The sequence below is a fragment of the Pseudomonas sp. S3_E10 genome (assembly GCF_054667615.1).
This window is the reverse complement of the sequence record NZ_CP162743.1, coordinates 4646349-4670349: the sequence shown is the minus strand read 5'-3', so window position 1 is coordinate 4670349 and position 24001 is coordinate 4646349. Positions and strand designations below refer to the sequence as shown.

The window sequence follows — 24001 nt, the reverse complement described above, 5'->3', positions numbered from 1 at the left end:
CCCGCGCCATGCTGATCGATCGACGCCCCTCGCGGCTTAGCCGCTGGCGCGCGGCTTACCATCGGCTGCCGTTGCCGGCCAGTATAAAAAAGCTGCTCGCCGCGATTTATCGACGGGTGTTGCTGGGCGCTGTGCGCGCCATACGAAATGCCATGAACGCAGGACAAACCTTTATCAGCCCCTCACCGGTGCCGCAGCCCCAACAGGCAGGGCTGGCCGACTACATCATCTGGGGCGCCATCGACTGGGACTTGCGCCACCAACGCCCGCAACAACTGGCCCAGGCACTGGGCGCCACGGGGCGCCGGGTGATCTACGTGTCGTCGTCGTTGATCGATGCGCGCCATGCCGGCTTTGAACTGGCGCCGCTGGATGAACAGGGCCGGCTGTTCCAGGTCAGCCTGTTCGCCCATGGCGCGCCGCGTATCTACGCCGGTGCCCCAAACGCGGCGCAGGTTCACCAATTGCTGCGCAGTATCGGTGAGGTGCTGCTGTGGTCCGGATCTACCCGTGTTATTTCATTGGTGCAACATCCCTTCTGGTGCGACATCGCCGGTGAATTGCCCGACAGTCGATTGATCTACGATTGCATGGACCATCACCAAGGGTTCGACGACAACGCCCCGGACATCCTGCAGCTTGAGCGGCGACTGGTGCGCGACGCCGACCTCCGGCTGTTTACCTCCGACTGGCTGGCCCGGCAATGGCCGGCCCAGCCACACGAACCCAGCGCTATCGTCCGTAACGCGGCTGACTTCGCGCATTTTTCCAGCCCCCGGCGTCGGTCTATCGGGATCGCCTGCAACGCCGGGTGATCGGCTATTACGGCGCCATTGCCGGTTGGTTCGACGCCGAACTGGTAGCCAGCATCGCCGAGGCCTTTGCACAGCATGTGGTGCTGCTGATCGGTGCCGATACGGCCGGGGTGCAGGCACGCTTGCGCGGCTGCCCGAACGTCGAGTTCATGGGCGAAGTGCCCTATGGCGCCCTGCCCTATTACGCGCATGGTTTCGACGTGTGCATCGTGCCGTTTCGCGTGACGCCGCTGACACTCGCCACCAACCCGGTAAAGGTTTACGAGTACTTGAGCGCCGGCAAACCGGTGGTTTCGGTGGACCTGCCGGAAATGCAGCAATTTGGCGCGCTGGTGCAGGTCGCCAGGGATACGCCTGGGTTTATTGCCGCGATCACCCAGGCACTGGCACCCTCCACCGCCGAACACCTCGCTCAACGACAGGCGTTCGCGGCTCAACAAACCTGGACGCACCGCGCCGATGCGCTCATCACCCTGGCTGAACACCGCGACCACGCCGCGCGGGTCAGCGTGATCGTCGTGACCTATAACAACCTGGCATTGACCCGCGCCTGCCTCGAAAGCCTTGAGCGCCACCGCGAAGGCATCGCGCTGCAGATTATCGTGGTGGACAACGCCTCCAGCGACGCCACCGCAGACTTCCTGGCGCAGTGGGCCGCCGACAGCGGGCACAGGGCCATCTTCAACCCGGACAACCGAGGCTTCGCGGCAGCCAATAACCAGGGGTTGGCGGTCGCCACCGGCGATTATCTGGTGCTGCTCAACAACGACACCCAGGTGACTTCAGGCTGGGCGAGTACCTTGCAGCGGCATTTGCAACGTAACCCTGAACTCGGCCTGATTGGCCCGGTGACCAATAATATCGGCAATCAAGCCAAGGTTGATGTCACCTACACCAGCCTGGCGCAGATGCCGCAAGCGGCTCGACGCTTTACCTGCCGGCACCTTGGCGAGCGTGTCCGGCAGCCGACCCTGGCGTTCTTCTGCGTGATGATGCGGCGCAGTACCTACACGCAAATCGGCCCGCTCGACGAGGTGTATGGCCGAGGCTTTTTCGAAGATGACGATTACTGCCGACGTGTCGAACACGCCGGCCTCGCCTGCGCATGCGCGCGCGATGTGTTCATTCATCACCAGCTGTCGGCCTCGTTCGGGCAAATAAACCAGAGCGAACGCCAGGCACTGTTCGAGAAAAACAAAGCGATCTACGAGGCCAAATGGGGCCCATGGGTGCCCCATCAACATGAATAAGGCCGCGACGACGTTGCGCGCACCACTGGCCTGCGGCAACGTCGCGCTCATGAATGAAGTTTAGTGGCATCAAAACGCGCCTCCCAAGAGTGTTGCAAGGCAAACGCATGGGCCTCATCCGCGTCACGTTCACAGCACAAGGCTGCCTCGGCCAGCGCCGCAAGATCGGTCAGCGAATGACTGATAAACACACCTGGCAGGTCTGAGCGGCAGTGCATTTCGCCAAAGTCGGTGGAGATCACGGGCAACGCCAGGGCGCGGTATTCGTAATATTTGATGGGGTCGACAGAGGCGGTGAGTACGTTCGGTTTGAAGGGGATCAACCCCACGTCGAACTCAGCCATGGCTTGCAGTGCCGCGCCATGATCACAGGCGGGCAGCAAGACGACGTTAGGGGGTAGCTGATGGGCGGCCGGCTCGAACACGGGGCCGATCAAGCGGATTTCGTCGTGGGGCCTGGCCAGGGCCAAGGCGGCTACCCAGCCCCAGTCAAACCAGAAGGCCATCGTGCCCACATAGCCGAACACCTTTCGCGTGGAGGACGTCGGCGCAGGTTGTATGCCGAGCACTGCCGCCAGATCCAGACCGTTATGCACCAGGTGCACATCGTCCCGATAACCGCGCCATTGCGCATTAATGCCAGAGCTCGACGCCCAGATGACATCCACTCGCTGAGCGATCAACCGCTCCCATCGCGCCAGGGACGCGCGCGAAAAACCGGTGTAGAACGCCGGAAAATCGTCCATGGCGTCATACAGCGACGGGCAATGCGGCAGACGCTGCAACAGCAACCCCGCCAGCGCCGACGGCTTGCCGACCACCAGCAAGGTGGGCGCCTCGCGCGCGAAACCTTCGATCAAGCTCAAGGCATGCCGCCACACAAAACGGTTTACCCAGCCTGCCCCCGGTAGCGGCTCAATGGGCAACCCGCCCGGCTTCAAAACCGTGAGCCAGGCGGGCGTTGGGCTGGGTGGCTGAACAACTGGGGATGCGCGCAGACGCCGCAGATCGCTCCACTTGGGCAGCCGCGTGGGGTAAGGGTCCACCCATAGCACCGACACGCCCGTGCGGCGGTGAAGCCAGTCGACAAACTTATGTGGCCGCTGAGCGAAGCTCTCCCAGGGTAGCGGCGAAAGGATGACTACGCGGTTCAAACAAAGTGCTCGCGCAGGGCGTTGACGATACGTCCGGCCGCCTGCCCGTCGCCATAGGGCGAAATGCCGAGCGCCATGGCCCGATAGGCCGATTCATCATCAAGCAGGTGCTGCACGGCCTCAATAATGTGATCGCCGTTCGTACCAATCAGTTTTACGCACCCCTGTTCAACCGCCTCGGGTCGCTCGGTTTCATCCCGCATGACCAGTACAGGCTTACCCAGTGCCGGGGCTTCTTCCTGCACCCCGCCCGAGTCGGTCAGGATCAGATAGGCGGCTTGCATGGCGGCGATGAAGGTCGTGTAATCGAGCGGCGCGCAGAGCCTGAAATTGGGTATCCCGGCCAAACACGCATGCGCGACCTCCTTGATATTCGGGTTCGGATGCACGGGGTACAGGAACTGCACCTCAGGGTTGCGCTCGGCCAGGGTACGCAATGCCCGGCAAATATCGAGAAACGGCGCGCCGAAATGTTCCCTGCGGTGAGAGGTCACCAGCACCAGGCGTCGGCTGGGGTCAAGATCAAGGTTGAGCGCCGGCGCCCTGGCCGCTGCCGTGAGCAGGGCATCAATCACCGTGTTGCCGGTGACCACAATATCTGCAGCGCAGACGCCCTCTTTCAACAGGTTTTGCCGGGCGCTTGCCGTCGGTGCAAAGTGCCAACGCACCAACCTGCCGGTCATCACACGGTTGGCTTCCTCTGGAAACGGCTGTTGCATATCCCAGGTGCGCAGGCCGGCCTCAACATGACCCACCGGTATACGGTGATAAAAACAGGCCAAGGCGCAGGCCAGCACCGACGTGGTATCGCCCTGTGCCAAAACGGCATCGGGCCGCTCTTGCAGGAGCACGGTGTCCAGGTCGAGCAACAAATGGGCGGTCAAGCTGGTGAGGGTCTGATTGGGCCGCATCGCGTCCAGGTCGATGTCGGGTTCGATCCCGAAAGACACCAGGATCTGGTCCAGCAGATGACGGTGTTGCGCCGTGGCAAGTACACGCACATCCACCCAACGTTCTTTTTTCAGGGCCAAAATAACCGGGGCCATTTTGATCGCTTCGGGACGAGTCCCGACAACACACAAGATTTTTTTCAGAGACACGTCGAGCCTATTTCCATATTCAGGGAGTAGCTGAATAACTGCTGAGGTTCGTGACTCAACTGAATTCAAGCCATTGCACGCACATTCCGCTGTGCTTAAGCAGCATAGACACAGAACGCGCTTCCTGCCCGATAGCGCGACGCGCTTTCCCAGATCGGAAAGGTTGCCCTATTTTTTGCTCAGCGCACCGGCCAGGCGCTGCATGGCGACTTCGATTTCATGGGCGGTCAGGGACGAGTATCCCAATAGCCAACCGTGTTTTTTCTCTACGCCGGCATAGAGCCGACTGAGGCCGGGCAGTTGCACGCCCACGCGGGCAGCCTGGCGGATGGTGTTTTCTTCCGACCAACCCTCGGCCAGCAAACAGGGAATCTGCAGCCCGCCCTGGGGGCTTAAGGCCGTGACAATTGCGCCAAGGTGCCGGCCGATCGCATCCAGCATGGCTGCACGGCGCGCGGCGTAGAGTTTGCGCATGGCGCGGACATGCGCGTTGTAATGGCCGTCTTCCATGAAGCGCGCCAGGGTCAGTTGAAGGCTCTGCGGTGTGTGGCCGTCCATGATGCTGCGTGCGTAGGTGAAGGCTTTGACCAACTCAAGAGGCAGCACCATGTAGCCGATACGCAACCCCGGATACAGGGTTTTGCTGAAGGTACCGAGGTAGATCGTGCGTTGATCGTTGTCCAGGCCCTGCACGCACGCAATCGGCAGCCCGTCGTAGTGGAACTCGCTGTCGTAGTCGTCCTCGATGATCCACTTGCCATGCTCGGTCGCCCAGTTGATCAGCTCGAGTCGACGCTCCAGCGGTAAGGTCGCACCGGTGGGGTATTGATGCGAGGGCGTTACATAGACGCAATTGGCACCGCTGCGATCGGCCCGCAGCAGGTCCGTGCGTATGCCCTGGGCATCGACATCGATGGGCACCACGTTGGCCTCGGCGGTTTCAAAGGCCTTTTTGGCACCGAAGTAGCCCGGGTTTTCCAGCAGGATCGGTTTGCCGGCGTCCACCAGCAACTGGGCGCACAGGAACAGGGCTTGGCGCGTGCTGCTTAACACCAGGATCTGCTCAGGCGAGCATTTGGCCCCGCGCTCAAGGTTCAGGTACGTGGCGATTGCCTTGCGCAGAGGCTCGGCGCCTTGGGGGTCGCCATGCAGCAGGACATTGGCCTGGTAATCCTTCGTGACCTGGCGTTGCAGGCGCTCCCATATCCGGGTGGGGAAGGTTCGGGTTTCCGGCAACCCGGTGGCAAATGCCTTGATTACTTGTTGATCGTTAACGCCACCGCTGTTGAAAATCATCCGCCCGCGCTGGCTCAGGCCCGCCCCCGGCGGCGCCTCGCTGTGCGGGGCGCCTTGCACGTTCGTGCGCCGGCGCGCAGCCCCGCGCAATTCGGCGCCGACCGCCGCGGATACGTAGCTGCCCGAGCCCTCGCGCCGCACGATGAAACCGTCACGGTGCAAATGCACATAAGCGTTCTCGACCGTGTCGCGGGCCACGCCGAGCGTCTTGGCCAGGACCCTGGACGCCGGCAACTTCAGGCCTGGGCCGAGGGCACCTTCAAGGATCAAGGCACGCAGGGCGCGCTGGATCCGCTGATGCAAGTCCAGCCTCTGAAACTCGTCATCGTTGAGGCGTATCTGCAACGTTTCGAGTTCGAACGTATTTGCCATGCGGTCTGCCCTGCGTGAATAAATTGGCCGTAAATGACAGGCCAGTTTATCCGTAGACTTTGCTCATCGCCATTTGCAAGGAGCAACGTAACGCCATGTCTTCGTCACCCGCCAACTCATCTGTTCGCCTCAGGGATCTTATCCATCCGATTGTCGCCGCGCTGATCTCGGTCATCGTCAACTATGGCGGTACCTTCATCCTGGTGTTCCAGGCGGCCAAGGTCGCGGGGCTGAGCCCTGAGTTGACCGCTTCGTGGGTGTGGTCCGTATCGATTGGCGTGGGGGTGACCGGGCTGTTGCTCAGTTGGGTCGCGCGCGAACCGATCATCACCGCCTGGTCGACGCCTGCGGCGGCGTTCCTGGTCGTCGCCCTGGCCACCACGCCCTATGCCGAGGCGGTGGGCGCGTACATGATTTCGGGCGCGGCCTTCGTGCTGTTGGGCGTGTCGGGCTATTTCGAGAAAGTCATCCGCCTGATCCCGCCAGGCGTGGCCGCAGGGCTGCTGGCCGGCATCCTGTTGCAGTTCGGCATCGGCGCCTTTGGCGGCATGAGCGTCGAGCCGACGCTGGTCGGGGTGCTGATTGTTGCTTACCTGCTGCTCAAACGCTTTACCGCGCGCTACGCAGTGGTGGGCGTGCTGGCGCTGGGCCTGGTCGTTTTGCTGATTCAGGGACGTTTCGATGTGTCAGGGCTTGGGTTGCAGTTTGCAGCCCCCGTGTTCACCCGGCCTGAGTTCTCGCTCAATGCCTTGCTCAGCGTCGCGTTGCCGCTGTTTCTGATCACCCTGACCGGCCAATACATGCCTGGCATGCTGGTACTGCGCAACGATGGGTTCCGCACCAGCGCCAATCCAATCGTGGCCCTCACCGGGCTGGGTTCCTTGCTGATGGCACCGTTTGGCTCCCACGCGTTCAACATCGCAGCGATTACAGCGGCTATCTGCACCGGCAAGGAGGCGCACGAAGAACCCTCCAAGCGCTGGATCGCCGGCATCGCCGCAGGCGCGTTTTATATTCTGGTGGGGATTTTCGGCGTGACCCTCGCCGCGGTGTTCATGGTCTTCCCGGCCGCCTTCATCACAACCCTGGCCGGGCTCGCCCTGCTGGGCACCCTCGGCGGCAGCCTGGCCGGCGCCATGGTCGACGCCAAATCCCGCGAAGCCGCGCTGATAACCTTCCTGGCGGCTGCCGCCAACATTACCGTGTTCGGCATCGGCGGGGCGTTCTGGGGGTTGTTGATCGGGCTGGTGGCGTATGCCGTGCTCAACGGCCGCTTGCCACGTCGCGAGGCGGGTTCCGATGCTGCGCCAACGCGCGGGTGAAATAGCAGAGGTCGGTGCAACGCAGTGCGTTGAGACGGGTAGCCATAGAGGTCTGCTTGATGTGGCCTTCCTGGTATCCGGCAGGTTAACGCACGTTGGCGGCACGCCAGGCTCGACTGCCGCAGCCGGATCACACATCACAGTCATCGACTGGAAAATAGAACCCAGCCCAACGAGAAGGGTCTGCTCCTTTATCAGAACCTGGGAATACATCGAATGTCCGCGCAACATAGCCTAGTGATACTTGCTCGGGGAGGCTACGCCGCTCGGGGGCTGCTTTATTTGATCATCGGTCTCTTCGCACTGCTGGCAGCGCAGGATTCGACAAAACCCAAAGACAGCCATAAGAGCCTGGAAGCACTGCTAAGCCAACCATTTGGCTATTTTTTAGTGGGGCTGGTGGTGGCGGGTCTGCTCGCATTTGCGGCGTGGCGCGTGCTGCAAGCTACGCGTGATGTCGATCATCACGGCAAAGCACTCAAAGGCCTGGTGATTCGTGCAGGCCTGTTGGCGGGAGGTCTGGTCAACGGCGCTCTAGCGTTCTTTGCATTGGGCCTGCTCATTAGCGGCATTGAACGTTCGGGTCATTCCGGTGGGCAGTCCAAAGACTGGCTGGCGCATGTCTTGTCTTGGGATCACTCGAATTTGATGCTGTACCTGATCGCACTCATTCCGCTGGGCGTCGGTATTGCTCACATCATCAAGGGATGGAAGGCGTCGTTCGAGAAATATTTTGAGGCCGATGAAGACGTCATGCGGTATGTCCGCCCTGTATCTCGATTCGGTCTAGTTGCCCGTGGGGTCGTGTTTATAGAGATTGCGCTGCTGCTGGCAATCAGCGGCTCCACTTATCAAGCCATGGACCCACCGGGGATGAAGGAAGCACTGAACGCGCTGCAAAACCTACCCGCTGGTTGGTTGATTTTGATGGTGATGGCATCAGGGCTGATAGCTTTCTCGGTTTATAGCTTCTCGCAAGCCTTCTGGCGCAAGATCAACATGGATGTGCCGGGAATACCGAGACCCTAGTGCCAGCCATCGCCGTACAAGCCCGTTCGGATCACGAAAGTTAGTCGGGCTGGATTGGGTTGTCAAAGCGTGGCAAAGCAATGACTTGTAGGAAAAGGAGGCGGCAACAGTCAGCTCACGGACCCGTGACCTCTGTGTTTAAATCGCAGAATGTCCACGTAAACATGCGGCCAGTGATGCATTCCAACCGGCGCGGTCGGAACCTGTACCGGCACCAGAACACCTCCGCCCGGTAGAGCAGAAGCTCCGCCCTTCTCCAGCCCACTCAAGATTAATCAAAAGTGACAAATTCATAAATTCGCCAAAGCTTTCAGGCTCTGATAGTCCTATACACTCAGCCTACTCACGCACGCTGCCAGTCGATTGACACTGAGACGCTGATAGCCGAGATTTGGGCCCAATAGCGCCCGATCCTCTGGGGCTGGCTTGTCCAGCTCTGTGTTCGGGCCTTCTTGTTTATGGAACACGGAAGTTGCAGCAGCTCTCGCCACCGAAGCCCTTTCGGACTTACCCAGACCTCGTTGCGTTACTGATTGAACGCGGTATGGGCATCGCCAACCCAGCCCGTTCGGAACGCAAAATCGCTCAGGTAGGCTACTACCGTCTGAGCGGTTACTGGTTCCCGGCTCGTGATTTTGTACGAGACCACCTGCAGAATGTGGTGCTCTGCTAGGTGACCCAAAAGCCCCTTCGACAAAACTCCTTCCTTCCAGACACCACATTCGACGACGCGTTTAGCCTTTACCTTTTCGACAAAAAGCTGCGCCAGTTAATGCTTGATGCCATCGAGCGAATCGAGATCCACGTTCGAACTGTCACTGCCCATGAAGTCGGGTATTACGGGGCATTGGCCTATACGGATCCCAGTTTCATCGTCCCAAAGCAGACCCAAAACTGGACGGATAGAAGCAAAAGGCAACGCAACACCTGGTTAGAGTGGCTTGAAAGACAAAACGGTCTAGTTGCCCGCAGCCAAGAGGACTGCATTGAGTGGCACAAACGAAACCGCAAGGCGATTCCTTTCTGGGTAGCCATTGAGGCCTGGGACTTCGGTACGCTCTCCAAGTACTACGAGATACTCAAGGGCAACCATCAAAACCGTATCGCACAGCGCCTGGGTGTCTCGAACACCAGGACACTCAAGCTTTGGCTGCAAGAAATTAACACCCTTCGAAATCGCTGTGCACATCACAGTCGTATTTGGAACCAGGTGTCAGCGAATGCGCTCCCTGACCTTGCTGCAGAGCCATACTTCCAAACGTTGAAGTTGGATCACAGTGCACTCACCCGTCTTTATGGACAGATCGCTATCATCTGGTTCCTGGTACAGCGTATCGGACCAAGCTCAGACTGGATCCGACATGTAGCGGATGTCATAGATTCCAAACCGAACCTTCCTGGGTGCCCGTTCGGGTCCCTTGGGCTTCCTTCTGAAGATGGTTTTCCGCGGCACTTGTTCGGCATCTAAAATCCCGTCTTTAATCGTCCGGTGAACGGCGGTGAGTAGGGACGCGATATTCCAGGCGGTGCGCAGGAATGCCTTCTGTGGCAGCCCGACGAAAACTCACTGCCGCCGGGATCGTGGTCTGGATCATCTGAACCTTCGGATGATCAGCAAAGGTTTCGGTCAGCGTGTGATAAATCAGGTTTGCATCATTGGTTGCATCAAGCTTGTTGATCACGACATTCAGCATTGGCGTCACTGCGCCCAGTGCTGCCAACGGCTCAAGGTCTCGATAAAGCTGAAGCATCCCACGCTGCAACTCTCGTGCAGTCAGCATATCCGGGGTGATGGGCGAAATCGCCATGTGTGCCCCAAGCAAGGCCATCTCCAGCACGATGGAGCGAGCTCCTTGGGTATCGATCAGAATCAGATCAAAGTCCTGCTCGAAAGCAGGCAACAGATTCTTGAGACGAAGACGCCTGTCAGCAGCATGCCGCGACAGATTTCCCAACTGATTGAACGGATCATTGGAGTGGATCAGCGAGAGATTAGGAGTGCAGGTCCGCGAAATGACCTGGTCGGCCCGAGTTTCGTTATTCGCGATCAGTGGATAGGTGCCACCAGGCGCCTCATGCGATAGCGCATAAAACGACGACAGCGACGGCTGGTTATCCAGATCGATGAGCAGGGTACGGATCCCTGCATCGGCGCAGAACGCGCCCAGATTGACGCCAACCGTGGTTTTACCCGGCCCGCCTTTGGTTGAAACGACCGCAGTGACTTTCATGATATTGACCTCGGAATCGTAGGATTTGAGATGCTTTCATGCAGGTCACGCTGTGCGCTTTGATCACCCCGGAAAATCCAAGGCAAAAAAAAGCCTGCATCGCTGCAGGCTTTTCCCTATCTGGCTCCACGACCTGGACTCGAACCAGGGACCCAATGATTAACAGTCATTTGCTCTACCAACTGAGCTATCGCGGAATGCGCCGTATGTTACTGATTGAAAAGGATAAGTCAAGCTTTGCACAGCATTTCGGCGGATTAATCCGGATGACCGGTCGAACGTTGCGGCTCCCTGGCCAATTCCAGCCAGGCCCGCGCGGCGGGTGGCAGGTGGGCGCTGGCGCGCCAGGCCAGGGCGATGTGCCAGTCGGTGTGGGGTTCGTCCAGGGGGATCAGGGCGATGCCAGCGTGTTGGTGCTTGTGGGCCAGCATGCGCGGCAGGAAGGCGACGCCGAGTCCGGCGGACACCAGGTCGACGATGAAGTCGATCTGCCCGCTGCGGGCGGTTATCTTCGGCATGACGCCTTTGCGCTCGCACGCTTTGAGGATCTTGGCGTTCAGGGCAAAGCCGGCTTCGAACAGGATAAAGGGTGAATCCGCCAGGTCAGTGAAGTCGATACTCGCGCGTGCGGCCAGCGGGTGGCCGATGGGCAGTACGGCCATCAGCGGTTCGTTGCGCACGGGTTGATAGTCGAAGCCTTCATCTATCGGCAGCAGGAGGGCCGCCAGGTCGACCTCCCCGGCGTCCAGGCATTCACGCAGTTTTTTGCTGCCATATTCGGTCAGTTCGATGTCGATGTCCGGGTAGCGGCTGCGGTAGGTGGCGAACATCGTCGCGAACACGACGCCACATCCCACCGGCGGCAGGCCGATGCGTAACACACCGCGCTTGAGGCCGCGCAGGTCATTGATTTGAGCGACGAGGTCGTTATGTTCAGCAAGCATGACCAAAGCGCGGCTGTAGGCGATTTCGCCGGCGGCGGTGAGTTCGTTCTTATGCCCCAGGCGACTGAGCAGCGGCGTGCCCAGTTCGTCTTCCAGGGTCTTGACCGCCTTGCTCACACTCGATTGGGTCAGGGACACCACCTCGGCGGCCTGGGAGAAGCCGCCTTGGCGCACGACTTCGACGAAGGCGCGCAATGTTCTGAGGTTCATCAGTATTCCTTTAGCGACTGGCAACTAGCGATAAAAGTTGCTTTTATCATGACAGATGTTTGCTTATCTTGGAGCCACCCTGCCCTGCCGAGATCCCGAGCATGATCATTTCGTCCGCCTCAGACTACCGCGCCGCCGCCAAGCGCAAGCTGCCGCGCTTTCTGTTTGACTACATTGACGGTGGCGCCTACGCCGAACATACGCTGCGCGCCAACAGCTCGGACCTGGCGGATATCAGCCTGCGCCAACGCATCCTGCGCAATGTCGACAACCTGAGCCTGAAGACCACGCTGCTGGGCGAGGAACTGGACATGCCGGTCATCCTCAGCCCCGTGGGCTTGACCGGTATGTATGCGCGACGCGGCGAAGTGCAAGCGGCCCAGGCAGCGGCCAATAAAGGCATCCCGTTCTGCCTGTCGACGGTGTCGGTGTGTTCGATCGAAGAGGTGGCGTCACAAAGCCCGCGGTCGATCTGGTTCCAGCTGTATGTGCTCAAAGACCGTGGTTTTATGCGCAATGCGCTGGAGCGCGCCCAGGCAGCCGGGGTGACCACGCTGGTGTTTACTGTGGACATGCCGACACCGGGCGCGCGCTATCGCGATGCCCACTCGGGCATGTCCGGGCCGTTTGCGGCGCAGCGGCGCATGCTGCAAGCCGTCACCAAGCCGCAGTGGGCGTTCGATGTGGGCTTGATGGGCCGCCCCCACGACTTGGGCAATATCTCCAAGTACCTGGGTAAACCCACGCACCTGGAAGACTACATCGGCTGGCTGGCCAACAACTTCGACCCGTCGATCAGTTGGAAAGACCTGGAATGGATCCGCGAATTCTGGAAGGGCCCGATGATCATCAAGGGCATCCTCGACCCTCAGGACGCCAAGGACGCGGTCAGTTTCGGCGCCGATGCCATCGTGGTGTCCAATCACGGCGGCCGTCAGCTCGATGGCGTGCTGTCTACCGCCAAAGCCCTGCCACCGATTGCCGACGCGGTGGGCGAGGACCTGACGGTGCTGGTGGACTCCGGCATCCGTTCCGGGCTGGATGTGGTGCGCATGCTCGCCCTGGGCGCCAAAGCCTGCCTGCTGGGCCGCGCGACCGCCTATGCGTTGGCCGCAGATGGCCGGCACGGGGTGGAAAACCTGTTGGATATCTTCGCCAGGGAGATGCGCGTGGCAATGACATTGACCGGCGTGACGTCGATTGAGCAGATTGACGCCAACACATTGGTTCAAGCAGCCAAATAACCGGCGTCATACCCCGACGACTGTTTTCCAGCCGGAAAACGGTCGTTGATTTATAAGGATATTTATTAATTTGTAACTATTGGCATGAATATCGCTCTATTAATTTTCAAGCAGGTCACGCAATGACAAGACGTGCGGCAGGGCCCAAGGGTTATACGCCCTGGCAAAGCGGACTAAACTGTTTCCAATGTTTTACGGAACTGAAGGAACAGTAATACGCTTGGCACTCGCCGCGCTCATCAAGCCTGTAAGACAGTTAAGTACTTAGAGGCCGATTGCTGATGAAAACACCGACCCAGACCCACGCAATCGACTTCGACAGTGCCAAATTGCAACGCCTTGGGTTTGGCCACCCCACCGCCCTGCCCCGTCGCCCCGCGACCATCGTGCAGCTTCGCCAGCAACTGGTGCAGCAACTGCAAACCAGCCTGGAAGTGGAGCGTATCCTCGGCGCATTTTTTCGCGAGGTTCAACGCCTGGTCCCCTTGGACGCCCTGCACTACCGGCACGAAGCCAGCGACCTGCGCCTGGAGTTCGGCCATCGCGGCCACCATTCGGTGAGCTACAGCCTGAGCCACGAAGGCGAGCATTTGGGCGAACTGGTGTTTCGCCGCAACCAACGCCTGACGGAAGAGGAACTCGGCCAGCTCGAATCCCTGCTGTCGACGCTGCTCTACCCGATGCGCAATGCCCTGCTCTACCGCGCCGCCACCCGCAGTGCCCTGCGTGATCCCTTGACCGAAACGGGCAATCGTATTGCCATGGACCAGACGCTGCAGCGCGAAATCGATATGGCGCGTCGGCATCTGAGCCCGCTCTCCGTGCTGATGCTGGACATCGACCATTTCAAAACCATCAACGATACCCACGGCCACGCGGCCGGCGACAACGTCTTGCGCACTATCGCGGCGGCGATCAAGAGCCAGTTGCGCAACGTCGACATGGTGTTCCGGTTTGGCGGGGAAGAGTTTCTGATCCTGCTGTCCAACACCGGGCGGGATGCGGCCAGGATGGTTGGAGAACGTCTGCGCCAGGCGGCACAGGCCCAGGACTATTGGGCGGAAGGTGCGCGGATTGAATTGACGGTGAGCCTGGGTTGCTCGACGTTGCTGGCCGCCGAGTCGGCAGAAAGCCTGTTGCGCCGGGCCGACAGCGCGTTGTATGTGGCCAAGCGCGAAGGTCGCAACCGCTTGGCAATGGCGGGGTAAAACCCCGCCATCCCTTTTACGTCACGCTTCGCTGGCGACGCGCATCTGGCGCTCGCGCACCACCGCCGGCGCTTTCTCCTTCTCCAGGCGCATGCAGCTTTCCAAGAACAGGTACATGTAGTCGTAGCTCTTGCACACGGCTTGGCGCAGCTCTACCTGCAAGGCCCTGCTCGGGTTCATCCCGGCCAGGGTGCAGATGATTTCCAGAGCCTCCCAAGGGTGCGCGTCGTCGTACTGCGCGTGCATCTTCAGCCACTTCATCGCACGCTTGCGGTCTTCCTCGGGAAAGGCTGCCGCATACACACCGGTGGAACACACCACTGCGGACCACTCCCCTGTCGCCCCCTCGATCGCGTAGTTGGTGGCGGCAATCGCCACGATCAACGAATCGGCCGAGCTGGTGTGCCAGCACCAATGGCTCAGTGCATGCAACTCCGGCGGTACGTTCTGCGCTTGCAGCTCTTCAAGGCTGACACCGTGGGCGCGCGCCCAATGCACCCAATAGTCGGCATGGTTCAGTTCCACCCGAATATTGCGCATCAGCCAACGTCGCGCCATATCCTCACCAGGATGACGGGCAAACTTGGTTTTGGTGAGGTTCTGTGCCATGTACAAAGCAAACTGTTCCACGACGGGCCAACCACCGATCAAGTAGTGGCGCAGGGTCTTGGCGCTGAGCGTGTTATCGCGCATGCGCTGGTACAGTTCGTGTTCGACAACGCGGCGCTTGCTCTCGCTACAGTCCAGGATCAATTGCTGTGCCCAGGCGGGGTAACTTGAGGCTTCCATAAGCGGACCGGTTCGGTTGAATGTGTCGATCACTGTAAGGCTCCTTTTTAAGTGTGATGTTGTACAGACCAGCAGTTGTTTCAGCGGAATGTGCCGGGCGCCTTGAATAACACAGGCTGCGGCCGCGCAGGTCGACACTGCAAGCTATCAAAGGTAAACAATTGCGGTCGTTCAATCAGGTAACCCTGAGCGTAATCCACACCAATTTCGAGCAGAGCCTTTTCGATTTGCGGTGTTTCAACAAACTCGGCAATTGTGCGCTTACCCATGACGTGGCCGATGTGGTTGATCACTTCGACCATGGCGCGGTTAATCGGGTCGTCCAGCATATCCTTTACGAAACTTCCATCGATCTTCAGGAAGTCTACAGGTAAATGTTTCAAATACGCGAACGAGGACATTCCGGCGCAAAAATCATCAAGTGAAAAATGGCAGCCTAAGGCTTTGAGTTCATTAATAAATCGAATCGCGCTACCCAAGTTTGCGATCGCGCTGGTTTCAGTTATTTCAAAACAAATCATTTCTGGGGGAATGCGGTAAGTCTCGAATTTCTCACGTAAAAATCCTAAAAATTCGTCGTCTCCAATAGTTATGCCTGACAGATTAATCGCACATATAGCCATAGGCCGGGCCGGACGCTCGAGCATGCAACGAGCGATGATCTTGAATACGTTTTCCACCACCCAGCGATCCAGGGAAGTCATCAAGCCATAACGTTCGGCCGCAGGAATAAAACTATCGGGAAGGATGATGCGGCCCGCTTCATCATGCAGGCGCAGCAGGATTTCGATATGCCCATTGCCGGCGTCGGTAGCACCCAGGGGTGAAATTTCCTGGGCGTACAGGCAAAAGCGGTTTTCCTCCAACGCCATGTGCAAACGCTGCACCCAGGCCATTTCGCCAAAGCGCAGCGACAGCTCCGAATCATCGGCATGGTAGACCTGCACGCGGTTGCGCCCCTTCTCCTTGGCCATATAGCAGGCCATGTCGGCAGCCCGTAGCGAGGTTTCCAGCGTGGTCGGCGTTTGGGATGACAGATGCACCAGGCCAATGCTCACGGTGGTCATGAACGGCCGGCCCTTCCACACAAAATGCAGATTTTGCACAGTATGGCGAAGGCTCTCGGCGATTTTTTCCGCCGCCGACGCCGGACAGTTTTCCAACAGGATGCCGAACTCATCGCCGCCCAGACGCGCCAGCGTGTCGCCCTCACGCAGGTCCGATTGCAGCAACGCACAGATGTGTCGCAGCAACTCATCGCCAGCGGCATGGCCGCAGGTGTCATTGACCAGCTTGAACTGGTCCAGATCCAGGAACATCAGCGCATGCCGCCCGCCCTGCTGCCCCCCGGCCGGGTGCAGTACCTGTTCCAGGCGATACTCGAATTCACGACGGTTGGCCAGCCCCGTCAAGGCATCGTGCGTCGCCTGCCACGACAGGTTGGCAATATATTGACGCTCCTGGGTCATGTCGTGCAGCACCAGCACCGCACCGCTGACCCTGCCGGCGCTGCGGATCGGCGCGCCCACCAGAGTGACCGACACCGTGCTGCCATCCAGGCGCTGGATGGTCTTGGCATGCTCGCTGCCGCCCCGCAACTGGCCCTTGACGATGTGTTCGATCAGGGTAAACCCGTCGGGCTGGGCATCGTCATCCAGCAAGCTGAACAGCGCCGCCAGGGGCAGGCCTTGGGCCTGGGCCGAGTTCCAGTGGGTCAGCGCTTCGGCGGCGGGGTTCATATAGGTGATGGCGCCATCGACGTCGGTGGTGATCACGCCGTCGCCAATCGACTCCAGGGTAATTTGCGCCCGCTCCTTCTCTTCTCGCAGGGCATCAGCAAAGGCATGGCGCTGCGCCAACAGTTTATGCGTGCGCAGCAGCGCCAGTACGATCAGGCCCAGGGCCGTGGCCAGGTTGGTGATCAGCAGCAACCGCAGGATCATGCGCGAGCCTTCGCCCAACGCATCGCTGAAGGCTTTGGCGGCCGGCGTCACGCCCTCGTTGATGGCGGTGATATGCGCCTTCCATTCGCGCACATCGTTGGCACTGACCTGGTCGCGGCTGATCGCGTCGTGCATCTGGCGGGCGAGGTCATCCAATTGCACCAGGTAACCATCACCGACGGTCCACAGTTCGATGGCTTTTTCCAGGTAGCTGAAATGACGAAAATTAAGGTACAGCCAGATCAGGCTGGAGACGTCATCGGCATGGTTGCCGCCCTTGAGGATGCCTTGGCGCGCGGCGGCGAGGTCAGGGCTGGGGCGGTCCAGGGCAATGCGCAATTCATGCCCGCCCTGGGGCACGGCGATGGCCTGCTGGTATTTGAGGTAGGTGGCTGCGTCGCGGTTATCAGCGTAAAGCGTCAGGTAATAGATAGCGTCCTTCTGGCCCTTGGACCATAAGCTCTCGCCGCCCACATAACCACGCACCGCTGAAAGCACGTAGAGACTGACGCAACCCAACAATGCCTGGAACAGGACGACGGCTATAAAAGGCCAGACAATGCCCAACAGCCGAGGCGTTCCGAGAGTCCGCTTTTGCTTCATGAAGTCCCTTGCATATGCACTGCTGGATACGCACGCAAACACCCGCTTCCGATAGCACAGACTAGGCTAAATCAACGCACTTGTTGCAAGTGTCCATAAAGTTTGGCGTAAAGCCCGCCATCGGCAATCAATTGCTGATGATCGCCATCCTCAGCGATATGACCGCCGTCAAACACCAACACTCGATCTGCCTGTTTTACCGCCGACAAACGGTGGGCGATGATCAGTGTAGTACGCCCATTCAGAAACCGCGCCAGGGCCTGGTGCAGGTTGTACTCGGTGGCGGCGTCCAGCGCAGACGTGGCTTCATCGAGTATCACCACCTTGGGCTCGGCCAGCACCATGCGCGCAATCGCCAGGCGCTGGCGCTGCCCGCCGGAGAAGCGCACGCCGGAACGCCCCACCACGCTGTCCAACCCCAGCGGCAATGCCTTGACGGTGGCATCCAGTTGGGCGATTTCCAGCGCCTGCCAGCAGGCCTGGTCACTGCGTTCGCGGCCCATGGTCAGGTTGGCGCGCACGGTGTCGTTAAACAGCGCCGGGTGTTGCAGCACCACCGCGACATGCTCGCGAATGGTCTCCAGGCCAATCTCCTGCTGGGTGGCACCGCCAAAACGGATACTCCCCGCCTGGGGCGTGTACAGCCCGAGCAACAATTGCACCAGCGTGCTCTTGCCACCGCCGCTGGCGCCGACAATCGCGACTTTTTCGCCAGGCGCAATCTGCAGGTTCAACTGGTTGAGCACCCGCTCTTCCCCATAGCCGAAATTGAGGCCGCGCACCTCGATGCCGACGGTCTCATGCCCGGTGAACGGGTCTTCGCCGCCGACGTATTGCGGCTCATCGGCACGCGCCAGCAGCTCGTTGATACGGCTCAGCGCGCCGCCCGCCGCGTAGTAGGCATATTGCAGGTTAAGCAGTTGCTCCACCGGGCCGATCATGAACCACAGGTAGCTGAACACCGCGAGCATCTGGCCGATGGACAGGTCGGAAAACAGCACGGTAAGCATCGCCGCCGCGCGAAAAATGTCGATACCGAACTGGAACAGCAGCCCGCTGGCACGGCTGGACGCGTCGGTTTTCCACTGGGAATGGATCGCATAGTCACGCACTTCCTGGGCGCGCTGGCCCAGGCGCCCGAGGAAAAAGCCCTGGCGGTTGCCGGCGCGCACTTCCTGGATGGCGTCGAGGGTTTCGGTCAGGGCCTGGGTAAACCGCGAGGTGCTGTCGTTTTCCAGTTTCTTGAGGTGTTTGACGCGCTTGCCCAACTGCACCGTGGCGTAGATTACCAACGGGTTGAACAGCAGGATCAGCAATGCCAATTGCCAGTGCATCCACACCAGGATCGCCGAGGTGCCGACCAGGGTCAGCATGGCGACCAGGAAACGGCTGAGGGTTTCGCCGACGAATTTATCCAGGGTGTCCAGGTCGGTCACCAAGTGCGTGGTGACCGTTCCGCTGCCCAGGCTTTCGTATTCACCCAGCGAGATACGCTTGAGGCGCTCGATCAGGCGCACGCGGATGCGGTACACGATGTCCTTGGCCAGGCGCGCGAACAGCCGCGCCTGTAACACGTTGAACACCAGCGCGCCGCAGCGCAGCAGCAGGGTCACCAGCAGCATCAGGCCGATATACCCGGCGGCTTTCTGCCAAACCAGGGGCAGCGCGTGGTTCATCACCTTGAGCGCCGCATCGCCATGGCCCAACAACACTTCGTCCACCAGCAACGGCAACAGCAAGGGGATGGGCACGCTGCACAGGGTCGCCAACACGGCAACGCCATTGGCGGCCCACAGGGATTTCTTGTGACGCAGGGCCAGGCGGCGAATTTCCGCCCAGGTCAGGCGATCGGTGCGTGTATTGGGGTCATACACAGGCGGCTCGCTCCAGCCATCGGCCCAACAAAGGCGACAACTCGGACAGCGGCTGGTAACCGTTGGTCAGCAAGGCCAACTGGCCCTTGCGTTCGGCGAGCAGGGTCGGGAACCCGGCGATGCCCAGATCCTGCACCCAGGTGAAATCGGCAGCCGTGGCGGCGTGCTGCTCGGCGCGGTCGAACTCGCCGGCAAATTCGATGCGCGGTATGCCCGCCTGCTCAGCCAACTCCACCAGCACGCTGGCGAGGGTCACGTCGCGGCCCTCGACATAAAACGCCTGCTGGATCAGCCCCAACAGCGTCCAGGCGCAATCCGGCGCCAGGCTGCGCGCGGTGACGATGGCGCGGCACGCAGGCTCGGTGTCATAGACAAAACCGTCCGGCAGCGCCCCCTCGCGCTTGAACGGCTGGCCGGTAGCCTCGGTGACGGCCTGCCAGTGCTCAAGGATGTAGCGCCGGGTGGTCGGTTCCAGCGCCGCGCCGCTGCCGGTGCGCAAGCCGCCCACCACCAGGTGCACGTCCACGCCGACCGCCCGGGCCTGCTCCACCAAGGCCGTCGCCACCGGGGCAAAGCCCCAGCACCAGGAACACATCGGGTCCATTACGTAGAGCAGGCGCGCGGACATGGGTCAGACCTCGGAAGGGGTTTGCTTATAGTTGAAGCCAATCGGGTGCGGCATGTTGCGGGCCTTGGCCAGCTCAATCTGCTTCTGCCGGTCGATGGCGCTGCGACGGGTTTTCTCCGGCAGCTTATCCCAGCAATGCGGGCAACTGATGCCGGCCACGTAGTGCTCGGATGCACGGTCTTCCACGCTCACCGGTGTGCGACAGGCATGACATTGATCGTAGTCGCCTTCGCTGAGGTCGTGGCGCACGGTCACGCGATTGTCGAAAACAAAGCAGTCGCCCTGCCATTTGGTCTCTTCCTGAGGCACTTCCTCAAGGTATTTGAGGATGCCGCCCTTGAGGTGATACACCTCATCGAAGCCTTCGCTGAGCATGTAGCTCGAGGCTTTCTCGCAACGAATGCCGCCGGTGCAGAACATGGCGACTTTCTTGTGCTTGGCCGGGTCGAAGTTGGCTTTGATGTAGTCGGGAAATTCGCGAAAACTGGTGGTTTTCGGGTCGATTGCGCCTTCAAAGGTGCCAATCGACACTTCGTAGTCGTTGCGGGTGTCGATCAACAGCACTTCAGGGTCGCTGATCAGCGCGTTCCAGTCTTTTGGGTCGACATAGGTGCCGACCTTTTTGTTCGGGTCCACGCCTTCGACGCCCAGGGTCACGATCTCTTTCTTGAGCTTGACCTTGGTGCGGTAGAACGGCTGGTCGTCGCAGTACGATTCCTTGTGGTCGATGTCGACCATGCGTGGGTCGTTCTTCAGCCAGGCCATCAGGCCATCAATGCCTTCGCGGCTGCCGGAAACAGTGCCGTTGATGCCTTCTTCGGCGATCAGCAAGGTGCCTTTGATGCCGTTGTCGACCATCGCCTGCAGCAATGGCTCGCGCAGGGCGACGTAATCTTCGAGGGTGACGAACTTGTACAGTGCCGCCACGACGATGGGTTGGGTCATGGGTGTTCTCTCCAGGTGGCTACCCTCGTAAGGGGTGAACCGGATGCAAAAAATCGCCGGCCGCAGCCGTGCGGCGCGCAGTTTAACAAAACCCCGGCGCCATCGACACGCAGCCAGTGATATTTCCCCACGCCCATCGCGACATGGCTGACCTGAACCTTGGGGACCTACGTGATAGCGTTTCCCGCTACCCGCCGACTCACCGGCGAAGCCCAAGGAAACGTATGGATATGGACGCCGACAGCAGCCCTTTACTGACTCGACTGATCGACCACGCAAACCCTCCCGCGCCGGGCCGGGACGACCTGAAGACCGCCTTGCAACGCTTGAACATCCATTCGGTGTTCGACATCGTGCGGTTATCCGAAAAGCAATTCGCCAGGCAACTGGCTGCATATAACGACGACGACGCCCAATCGATATACCTCAAGGCCCAGAGTGCAGTCGCCCAACTGGAAGGGGTATTTCGCGAAAACCAGGTCGGCTCGGACGCTTCGTCGCTGCGCCACAAACGGCGCATCGGCGCAGCCAAAAGCGCAGCAGGTGCCACCTATAAAGCCCTGTTCGAAGAAAACTGGGATCAGTTCTGCGCCAGCACATCCATTGCCGCGGTCGATTCGCCGGCCGCTTACCTGCGCGAACTCTATCTATTCGCCGAGCAACTGGAAAAAAACGCCCTGGGGCCCAGCGCCACCAAGCTGACCGAGCGCCGCCCCGACCTGAAGGGCCTGCTGATCGACTCGCGCAGCGTGTCGGAACAACAGCCCATGTTGTCGATCATCAACCACACCCTGCTAAGCAATATCGCGGACACGCCAACAACCGATACCTATGCCTTATTGAGCGACACGTGGTACCCCTACTCCCTGCCGTTCAACGTCTACCATTACACCTGCCACTACGCGCTCTCTGGGGCAAAACCCGCGCTGGGGGAGCTCAGTTATCGCATCAGCCGCAAGCTGCCCATAGCAGGCAACTCCAGCGTCTACGGACTCGTCACCGCCCCTAATGATGAGGTGCAGTGCTTACTCAGCGGGTTAAGCCCCGAACAGCAGAACATGCTCAAAAGCCCATTGGCCCACACCCACGGCGCCGCTGACTTCTATCGAACGTATTACAACGCTGATGTGGGCGCGCCGGAAAAGATCGCGGATTTTCTGCAACATACTCAGCTGGACGCCGAACAGCTTCAGGCGCTGCTTGCGCAACAGGCCCATCAACCCAGCAAATCGCCCAACTGCCTGCAAGACACCGGCCTTACCTATGGCGCCTGCTACGTCAACGCGCCAGGGCATTCCCCCATCAGCCTGGACGCGCAAGCGCCGGACAAACTGTCAAACGTGTCGCTTGAACGTTTTGACCGTTTGCAGCGCATGGTCCGCTTGCAGCGCTGGCTCGATATCCCGTTTGCGCACTTGGACACGCTGATCGTCAGCGTCATGCGCGGCGAGAACAGCACCAATAGCACGCTGCTGATGATCAACCACAACACCCTGCGCGCACTGGGCGTCTATCGCTACCTGAATAAACGCTACGGGTTACACGCCGAAGAGTTTGCCGCGCTGGTCCATCAAATGCCCGTTCACGGCTCGGGCCAAGATCTGTCGCTGTTCGATCAGGTGTTCAACCGCACCGACTCGCCGCCACTGCGCCTGGATAACAGGCCATTCGATATGAACACCCGGCAACAACTCAGCGCCGCCCTTGGCCTGCAAGACACACCCGACTCGCTGGGGTTGCTGATCAGCACAAACACCTTTGCAGAACGCAACATCCTCACCCTCAGCAAAATCTACAGGCAAGCACGCATTGCCCGTCTGTTTGGCCTGTCCGTCCTGGAATGCCAGCAACTGGCCAACCTGCTGCAACTCCAGCCACAACTGCTCAACCCGAATTTGCGCGCCGCACCACAGGGGTTGCCTGACTTCCTGGATCTACTGATGCAACTGGACTGGGCCAGCCAATGGCTCAAGGCCCAGGGCACTGGCCCATCGTGGTTGCGTCGCCAATGGTTGCAAGGGCTGGCGAGCACTGACTCGGCGGTTAACGCACTGCTGAAGAGGTTCGCCGACTACGACCAAAACGCCCTGACAGATCGAGTGAACAAGCTGACGCTTCCGCAACAACCCTACGACGAGACACCGCGGCTGACAGCGATTAACTGGCAGTCAATCATTCACAGCGCCATGTCGCGGGCGCGTTTCACAGGCACTGTGGAGCAGGCGCTCGACGAAGCCCTCGGCACCTGCCCTATCAGCGTTCAACATGACCGTCAGAAGCATTTCATTGAGCAAGCGAAGGAAAAACTACTCCCCGAACTGGTCAAGACCATCGGCGAGTTATGGGAACTCTACCTTCGCCTGCGCCCCCTCATTAACGCTCACCCCCAACCCGCCGGCGAATCCGAGCTGCACCTGAAATATGAGAGCCATAGCGCGCTCTCCCGGTTGTACATGCCCTTCACCCAATCAGCGCCGCCTCTGCAAACCCTGGGTTACCTGATCCTGTTGCTGCCCAACGCCACCGAGTTGTTGCAACTGTCGATCAGCCCGCAGGCGCTGCATCAATTCCTGGCCAAACCGCACTGGCTTGATCAGGCATATCCGACGTTTTCATTGCTGGAATTGTCTCTGAACACCCTCTACCTGCTGCAACGGTTCAAACACTGCATCGACCGCTACAACCTGTCGGAACAACAATTATTCGACTACTTCGATTATGCCAATCGCCCACCCAACGGTGTCTCGCTGACCAGCCGTCATGAAACCGATGAGCACCTCGCGCAACTATTGGGCTGGCGCACTGAAGAAATCGAAGTGCTGAGCCACCATTTAAGCCCTCCTCGTATTACCTCAATGAGCCGTCTGGACTGGGTGCTGCGCTGCCACCAGGCAAGTCTCGACACCCAACTGTCGGCCGGGATGCTCCTGCGCGCCTGCCAATTGCAAAGCACCTCGACGCTGGAGGAATGGAAGGTCGTCAGCGAGGCGCTCGCGCGTACTGATCAATAAATAGCCGCACCTTCACCACCGCCCCTTTCGACC

General features: G+C 59.9%; 18 protein-coding genes and 1 tRNA gene. 8 read left to right on the top strand and 11 right to left on the bottom strand.

All coding sequences use genetic code 11. From position 1 onward, the window contains the following. The first annotated feature begins 8 nt into the window (after positions 1–8). Both AB4N98_RS21385 and AB4N98_RS21380 read left to right on the top strand, forming a co-directional pair. The gene (locus AB4N98_RS21385; RefSeq protein ID WP_460148896.1) at positions 9–815 is read left to right on the top strand and encodes a glycosyltransferase family protein; all 807 of its coding nucleotides are present in this window, start codon (positions 9–11) and stop codon (positions 813–815) included. Continuing rightward, positions 812–2065 (top strand): glycosyltransferase, encoded by a 1254-nt coding sequence (locus AB4N98_RS21380; protein ID WP_460148895.1) that lies wholly within the window; start codon positions 812–814, stop codon positions 2063–2065. The genes AB4N98_RS21385 and AB4N98_RS21380 overlap by 4 nt, the downstream gene beginning before the upstream one ends. A 47-nt stretch (positions 2066–2112) precedes the next feature. On the opposite strand, the gene AB4N98_RS21375 is transcribed toward AB4N98_RS21380, so the two are convergent. The 3 genes from AB4N98_RS21375 to pdxR all read right to left on the bottom strand — a co-directional run bounded on the left by AB4N98_RS21375 (position 2113) and on the right by pdxR (position 5987). Then, positions 2113–2931 carry a glycosyltransferase family protein gene (locus tag AB4N98_RS21375; protein WP_223271397.1) on the bottom strand — a complete coding sequence of 273 codons (819 nt, stop codon included), beginning with the start codon at positions 2929–2931 and terminating at the stop codon, positions 2113–2115. A 284-nt stretch (positions 2932–3215) separates the two neighbouring features. After that, entirely contained in the window at positions 3216–4265 is a 1050-nt protein-coding gene (gene wecB / locus AB4N98_RS21370) for a non-hydrolyzing UDP-N-acetylglucosamine 2-epimerase (protein ID WP_065877733.1), read from the bottom strand. 222 nt (positions 4266–4487) lie between these two features. Next, positions 4488–5987 carry a MocR-like pyridoxine biosynthesis transcription factor PdxR gene (gene pdxR / locus AB4N98_RS21365; protein WP_065877735.1) on the bottom strand — a complete coding sequence of 500 codons (1500 nt, stop codon included), beginning with the start codon at positions 5985–5987 and terminating at the stop codon, positions 4488–4490. A 95-nt stretch (positions 5988–6082) separates the two neighbouring features. Here pdxR and AB4N98_RS21360 point away from each other — a divergent pair, with 95 nt between their 5' ends. The 3 genes from AB4N98_RS21360 (at position 6083) to AB4N98_RS21350 (ending at position 9806) form a co-directional block, all read left to right on the top strand. Further along, on the top strand, positions 6083–7309 hold the full coding sequence (locus tag AB4N98_RS21360; protein ID WP_267863786.1) for a benzoate/H(+) symporter BenE family transporter: 1227 nt from the start codon (positions 6083–6085) through the stop codon (positions 7307–7309). A gap of 216 nt (positions 7310–7525) precedes the next feature. Beyond that, the gene (locus AB4N98_RS21355) at positions 7526–8338 is read left to right on the top strand and encodes a DUF1206 domain-containing protein (protein WP_017527752.1); all 813 of its coding nucleotides are present in this window, start codon (positions 7526–7528) and stop codon (positions 8336–8338) included. 673 nt (positions 8339–9011) lie between these two features. Beyond that, positions 9012–9806, top strand: a complete 795-nt coding sequence (locus AB4N98_RS21350; RefSeq protein WP_223271398.1) for an Abi family protein — start codon at positions 9012–9014, stop codon at positions 9804–9806. 10 nt (positions 9807–9816) lie between these two features. Here AB4N98_RS21350 and AB4N98_RS21345 read toward each other — a convergent pair whose 3' ends face one another. From AB4N98_RS21345 to AB4N98_RS21335, 3 genes are all read right to left on the bottom strand, one after another. Next, the gene (locus tag AB4N98_RS21345) at positions 9817–10569 is read right to left on the bottom strand and encodes a ParA family protein (RefSeq protein ID WP_065877739.1); all 753 of its coding nucleotides are present in this window, start codon (positions 10567–10569) and stop codon (positions 9817–9819) included. A 121-nt stretch (positions 10570–10690) separates the two neighbouring features. After that, a tRNA-Asn gene (locus AB4N98_RS21340) sits at positions 10691–10766 on the bottom strand. Positions 10767–10826: 60 nt separating this feature from the next. Then, a complete protein-coding gene (locus AB4N98_RS21335; RefSeq protein ID WP_065877741.1) occupies positions 10827–11723 on the bottom strand; it encodes a LysR family transcriptional regulator in 897 nt (298 codons plus the stop codon). A 101-nt stretch (positions 11724–11824) separates the two neighbouring features. Between AB4N98_RS21335 and lldD the strand changes: the two genes are divergently transcribed. Then, positions 11825–12967 carry an FMN-dependent L-lactate dehydrogenase LldD gene (gene lldD / locus AB4N98_RS21330; RefSeq protein WP_017527747.1) on the top strand — a complete coding sequence of 381 codons (1143 nt, stop codon included), beginning with the start codon at positions 11825–11827 and terminating at the stop codon, positions 12965–12967. A gap of 281 nt (positions 12968–13248) precedes the next feature. Continuing rightward, entirely contained in the window at positions 13249–14175 is a 927-nt protein-coding gene (locus AB4N98_RS21325) for a GGDEF domain-containing protein (RefSeq protein ID WP_065877744.1), read from the top strand. Between the two features lie 21 nt (positions 14176–14196). On the opposite strand, the gene AB4N98_RS21320 is transcribed toward AB4N98_RS21325, so the two are convergent. The 5 genes from AB4N98_RS21320 to trhO all read right to left on the bottom strand — a co-directional run bounded on the left by AB4N98_RS21320 (position 14197) and on the right by trhO (position 20957). Continuing rightward, positions 14197–14997 carry a TenA family transcriptional regulator gene (locus AB4N98_RS21320; RefSeq protein ID WP_017527745.1) on the bottom strand — a complete coding sequence of 267 codons (801 nt, stop codon included), beginning with the start codon at positions 14995–14997 and terminating at the stop codon, positions 14197–14199. 47 nt (positions 14998–15044) lie between these two features. After that, positions 15045–17510, bottom strand: a complete 2466-nt coding sequence (locus AB4N98_RS21315) for an EAL domain-containing protein (protein ID WP_135196151.1) — start codon at positions 17508–17510, stop codon at positions 15045–15047. A gap of 71 nt (positions 17511–17581) precedes the next feature. Then, positions 17582–19384 (bottom strand): ABC transporter ATP-binding protein, encoded by a 1803-nt coding sequence (locus AB4N98_RS21310; RefSeq protein ID WP_017527743.1) that lies wholly within the window; start codon positions 19382–19384, stop codon positions 17582–17584. Beyond that, the gene (locus tag AB4N98_RS21305) at positions 19377–20012 is read right to left on the bottom strand and encodes a DsbA family protein (protein ID WP_017527742.1); all 636 of its coding nucleotides are present in this window, start codon (positions 20010–20012) and stop codon (positions 19377–19379) included. Before AB4N98_RS21305 ends, AB4N98_RS21310 begins: the two co-directional genes overlap by 8 nt. 3 nt (positions 20013–20015) lie before the next feature. Beyond that, complete coding sequence (gene trhO, locus AB4N98_RS21300) at positions 20016–20957, bottom strand: oxygen-dependent tRNA uridine(34) hydroxylase TrhO (protein WP_017527741.1); 942 nt, start codon at positions 20955–20957, stop codon at positions 20016–20018. Positions 20958–21181: 224 nt separating this feature from the next. Here trhO and AB4N98_RS21295 point away from each other — a divergent pair, with 224 nt between their 5' ends. Beyond that, positions 21182–23968, top strand: coding sequence for a Tc toxin subunit A (locus AB4N98_RS21295; RefSeq protein WP_223494606.1), 2787 nt, complete (start codon positions 21182–21184; stop codon positions 23966–23968). Positions 23969–24001 lie beyond the last annotated feature (33 nt).

Coding starts and splice junctions, on each gene's coding strand:
- AB4N98_RS21345 (WP_065877739.1), bottom strand. CDS start 10,569: ATGAAAGTCACTGCGGTCGTTTCAACCAAAGGCGGGCCGGGTAAAACC.
- trhO (WP_017527741.1), bottom strand. CDS start 20,957: ATGACCCAACCCATCGTCGTGGCGGCACTGTACAAGTTCGTCACCCTC.
- lldD (WP_017527747.1), top strand. CDS start 11,825: ATGATCATTTCGTCCGCCTCAGACTACCGCGCCGCCGCCAAGCGCAAG.
- AB4N98_RS21325 (WP_065877744.1), top strand. CDS start 13,249: ATGAAAACACCGACCCAGACCCACGCAATCGACTTCGACAGTGCCAAA.
- AB4N98_RS21335 (WP_065877741.1), bottom strand. CDS start 11,723: ATGAACCTCAGAACATTGCGCGCCTTCGTCGAAGTCGTGCGCCAAGGC.
- AB4N98_RS21360 (WP_267863786.1), top strand. CDS start 6,083: ATGTCTTCGTCACCCGCCAACTCATCTGTTCGCCTCAGGGATCTTATC.
- AB4N98_RS21315 (WP_135196151.1), bottom strand. CDS start 17,510: ATGAAGCAAAAGCGGACTCTCGGAACGCCTCGGCTGTTGGGCATTGTC.
- AB4N98_RS21305 (WP_017527742.1), bottom strand. CDS start 20,012: ATGTCCGCGCGCCTGCTCTACGTAATGGACCCGATGTGTTCCTGGTGC.
- AB4N98_RS21295 (WP_223494606.1), top strand. CDS start 21,182: ATGGATATGGACGCCGACAGCAGCCCTTTACTGACTCGACTGATCGAC.
- AB4N98_RS21355 (WP_017527752.1), top strand. CDS start 7,526: ATGTCCGCGCAACATAGCCTAGTGATACTTGCTCGGGGAGGCTACGCC.
- wecB (WP_065877733.1), bottom strand. CDS start 4,265: ATGGCCCCGGTTATTTTGGCCCTGAAAAAAGAACGTTGGGTGGATGTG.
- AB4N98_RS21385 (WP_460148896.1), top strand. CDS start 9: ATGCTGATCGATCGACGCCCCTCGCGGCTTAGCCGCTGGCGCGCGGCT.
- pdxR (WP_065877735.1), bottom strand. CDS start 5,987: ATGGCAAATACGTTCGAACTCGAAACGTTGCAGATACGCCTCAACGAT.